This is a genomic window from Inquilinus limosus MP06 (assembly GCF_000767795.1).
GTDB lineage: Bacteria > Pseudomonadota > Alphaproteobacteria > DSM-16000 > Inquilinaceae > Inquilinus > Inquilinus limosus_E.
Window position 1 is genome coordinate 1 of record NZ_JANX01000610.1, and the last position, 3,643, is coordinate 3,643.

Annotated in this window: 3 protein-coding genes and 1 pseudogene; all 4 read right to left on the reverse strand. The window is 72.2% G+C overall.

The genetic code is table 11. The features are described 5' to 3' along the window. Window positions 1–1,280: DAHL domain-containing protein (locus P409_RS29400; RefSeq protein WP_034846779.1), on the reverse strand; the 1,280-nt coding region annotated here is incomplete at its 3' end. Further along, window positions 1,277–2,236: a cytochrome-c peroxidase gene (locus tag P409_RS29405; protein WP_152613610.1), complete on the reverse strand. Its 960-nt coding sequence runs from the start codon at window positions 2,234–2,236 to the stop codon at window positions 1,277–1,279. The genes P409_RS29405 and P409_RS29400, both read right to left, overlap by 4 nt. A gap of 71 nt (window positions 2,237–2,307) precedes the next feature. Continuing rightward, the gene (locus P409_RS29410) at window positions 2,308–3,054 is read right to left on the reverse strand and encodes a response regulator (protein ID WP_034846780.1); all 747 of its coding nucleotides are present in this window, start codon (window positions 3,052–3,054) and stop codon (window positions 2,308–2,310) included. A gap of 194 nt (window positions 3,055–3,248) precedes the next feature. Further along, a pseudogene (locus P409_RS39395) lies at window positions 3,249–3,643 on the reverse strand (hypothetical protein); the annotation flags it as partial.

The window sequence follows — 3,643 nt, forward strand, 5'->3', positions numbered from 1 at the left end:
GCGATGGCGTCGAAGGCCGTGCGCAGCAGGCCGAGCTGGTCCGGGCGGATCATGCGCGACGGCGGCAGCGTGTCGAAGCCCATGATGTCGGTTGCGCCGTCGCCGCAGCGGCTGACGATGCAGGCCCAGCCGTCCAGCCCGGCGGCGGCGAGCGCGTCCCGGGCAGACCCGGCCGGCAGCCGGGCGACGTGCCGGACATGGATCAGCCCGTCCGCCGTCTGCTCGAAGCCGGACGAAAGCACCGGTGCCGCCTCCGGCCAGCCCGGGGGGCAGTCGGCACCCGCGCGGATCCAGACATGGTGCCGGCGCGCCGCGCCGCCGAACAGGACATAGGCCCGGTCGGCGCCGACATGGGCCGCCAGCTCGGCCAGGGCCTGCTCGATCTGCGCCCCGACCTGCGGCCGCCGGGCGGTGATCAGGCGCGTGGAGATGCCGGCGATCAGATGCTCGAAGGCGGCGCGGCGCCGCAGCGACATGGCCCGCGCCCGCAGCTGCAGCCCGGCATGGATCAGCAGCCCGAGCAGGATGACCGAGACGCCGTATTGCAGGACCCGGAACCACCGCGCGGTCTCGCGCGAAGTCATCTGGTGGTCCAGCACGACGCTGCGGATCGCCGCCTGCTCCCGGCCGGTCGGCAGGGCGAACAGCGTCTTCAGGACGCCGTCGGTCGCCGGCAGCAGGTCGTGCAGCAGCCGGCCATGCGCCAGCAGCGCCCGCAGCGATGCCGCGTCGCCCGACGGCGGCGGGCGGGTGCTCAGCGCCTCCAGCCGGTCCTGCACGTCGCGGGCGATGCTCGGGGAGGTGTCGAGGGTCAGGCGCAGCATGGCGGCGGCCAACGAACCGACATCGGCCGCCAATGCGCCGTCGCCGTCCGTGGCGCCGAGGCGGGAGCCCAGCACGCCGAAATAGGCGAGCGAGTTCTGCAGCAGGGCGTTCTTGCTCTTGAAGTCCTCGACCAGCTCGTCCTGCCGCACCATCAGGGCGTTGAGGTCGGCGACCGCCGCGGCGATGCGCGGGTCCACCGTCGCGACCTCGTCCAGGCGGCCCATCAGCTCGCGCAGGGCGGCGCCGTCGCGGACCAGCGGGTCGTAGTTGCGCAGCAGCCCCGCGCGGGTGGCCAGGATGTCGCGCCGCAGCGCGTTCTGCGTCATCGAGACGTCGTCGAGCGTGCCGAGGGCGCGGTCGAAGGTCTCCGCCCCGATATTGGTGCTGCCCACCAGGAGCCAGGTGAGCAGCAGGAGCATCAGCGGCACCGCCGCAAGGGTCGGGGTGATCCTCATGGCGCCGTGACCGGATGGCCCTTATACGTCCCGGTCAGCGACCGCAGGAAGGCGGTGATGGCCGCAACCTGCGGGTCCGACAGGGTCCGGTCGAGCTGGGCCAGGGCCATGTTCCGCACGGCTTCGTCGAGGGTGGCGGCGCTGCCGTCATGGAAATACGGCGCCGTCGTCGCGATGTTGCGCAGGCTGGGAACCCGCAGGATCGCCGGGTCCGGCGAGGCGAGGGGGTGGAAGATCCCGTGCCGCTGGAACAGGTTGCCGCCGATATTGACGCCCTGGTGGCAGGAGACGCAGCCGAGCGACTTGAACAGCCGGTAGCCGTCCTGCGCCTCGGCCGTCAGGGCGCCGGGGTCGCCCTGCAGCCAGCGGTCGAACGGGCTGCCGGGGGTGAGCAGAGAGCGTTCGAAGGTGGCGATCGCATCCAGCAGGGATGCGCGGTCCGGCCCGGCGCCATAGGTCTCCCGGAAGCGCGCGACCATGTCCGGATCGTTCCGCAGCTTGTCGAGGACGGCGTCGATGCTGGTGCCCATGATGTCGGGGCTTTCGAGCGACGACGCGGCCTGCGCCTCGAGGGTGCGGAAGCCGCCGGCCCAGTCGAGCCGGAAGCTGAGCGCGGCGTTGAACACCGTGCTGGTGTTGAAGCGCAGCGGCGCCCCCTCGAGGGTCGTGTCGAGCCGATTGCCGTCGGCGCCGTTGGTGTGCGGGTCGTGGCAGGACGAGCAGGCGCGCTGGCCGTCGCGCGACAGGCGCGGATCGTCGAACAGGCGTTCCCCCAGCGCGACCTTGAGCGGGTCGGCCGGCGGCGGCGGCGGGATCGGGGTGATCGGCTCCTGCTCGGCCGCCTGCGGCGGAAACGGGGCCGCCGGCTCCAACACCTGCGCGGAAATCCCGGCGGCGGCGAGCAGCAGCGCCGGGAGCAGGCCGCCGGCGGCGAGCCGACGCAGGGGGCCGGTCATGTCGGAATGCGTGGCACGCGGCTGTCCTCGGCGTCGGGATGGCGGATCAAGGCTCGGCGATCCGGACGGGCTTACAGCTTTTCCACGGCCAGGGCGAAGACATAGCCGACGCCGCGCTCGGTCCGGATGACGCGCGGCGCGCTGGGGTCGGCCTCCAGCTTCCGCCGCAGCCGCAGCACCTGCACGTCGATGGTCCGGTCGAAGACGTCCTCATGCATGCGCGTGGCCTGCAGCAGGTGCTCGCGCGACAGGGGGCGCTGCGGCGCCTCCAGGAAGGCGGCGAGCAGCGCGTATTCTCCCTTGGTCAGCGCGACGGTGCTGCCGCTCGGGTCGGTCAGGCGCCGCAGCCGGCGGTCGAGCTGCCATCCGCCGAAGCGGAAGCGGCCATGCTGCCGGTCGCGCTGTGGGGCTTGGCGCTCGGCCTCCCGCCGCCGCAGCACGGCGCGGATGCGGGCCAGCAGCTCGCGCAGCCCGAAGGGCTTGGTCATGTAGTCGTCGGCGCCGAGCTCCAGTCCGACCACGCGGTCGATCTCGTCCTGCCGATGGCCGGTGGTGATGATGACCGGAAGGTCGGACCGCGACCTTAGGTCGCGCAGCAGGTCCAGCCCGTCCTCCCGGCCGAGGCGCAGGTCGAGGAGCACCAGGTCCAGCTCGCCATGGGACAGCTGCCGGGCCATGTCCTGCCCGCCGGCGACGGAGACGGCGCGGATGTCATGGTTCTCGAGATAGTCGACGATCATGTGCCGCATGGCGGGATCGTCGTCGACGACCAGGACGGAGACTGGCTGACTGCTGGCGATGTTCATGTCGACAACCATGGCTTCGGGCTCGGCAATCGTGATCGGGCGCGTGGCCGACCATCGATCGATGCATCCTCAGGTTCGGACCGAGCGACACATCCGTTTCATATGGTGATCGACATGTTGCCGATGACCGCTGTCACAGATGGTCAGCCATGTCGTTTCTTTCAGGGGGGATGCCGGTCCTCGGGTGGTTACAGCCGTAACCGGCGTCAGCGCCTCCGGTCCCGGGCGGCGAGGGCCCGGGCGGAGGGGAGGGACAGGCTCGCCATGTCGCGGGCGGCCTGGTTGGGAAAGGCCGCGGCTGCCAGCCGGGTGAGGACATCGCCCGGCGGCATCTCCAGGAACAGCGTCGCCCCGTGCTCGGCCATCAGCGTGACGTCGTCGGCCCAGCGCACCGGATGGGCCAGGTTGGTCGCCAGCTCCTCGCGCACCGCCCCGGCGTCGCGCAGCATCCGGCCCCGCCGGTTGCCGGCATAGAGGATGGTCGGTGCCGCGATCGGCACCGCCTCGGCCTCCGCCGCCAGGGCCGTGGCGGCGTCCTCCATCAGCGGACAATGCGACGGCACGGCCACGGCCAGCCGCTCCGCCCGCCGGGCCCCGGCCT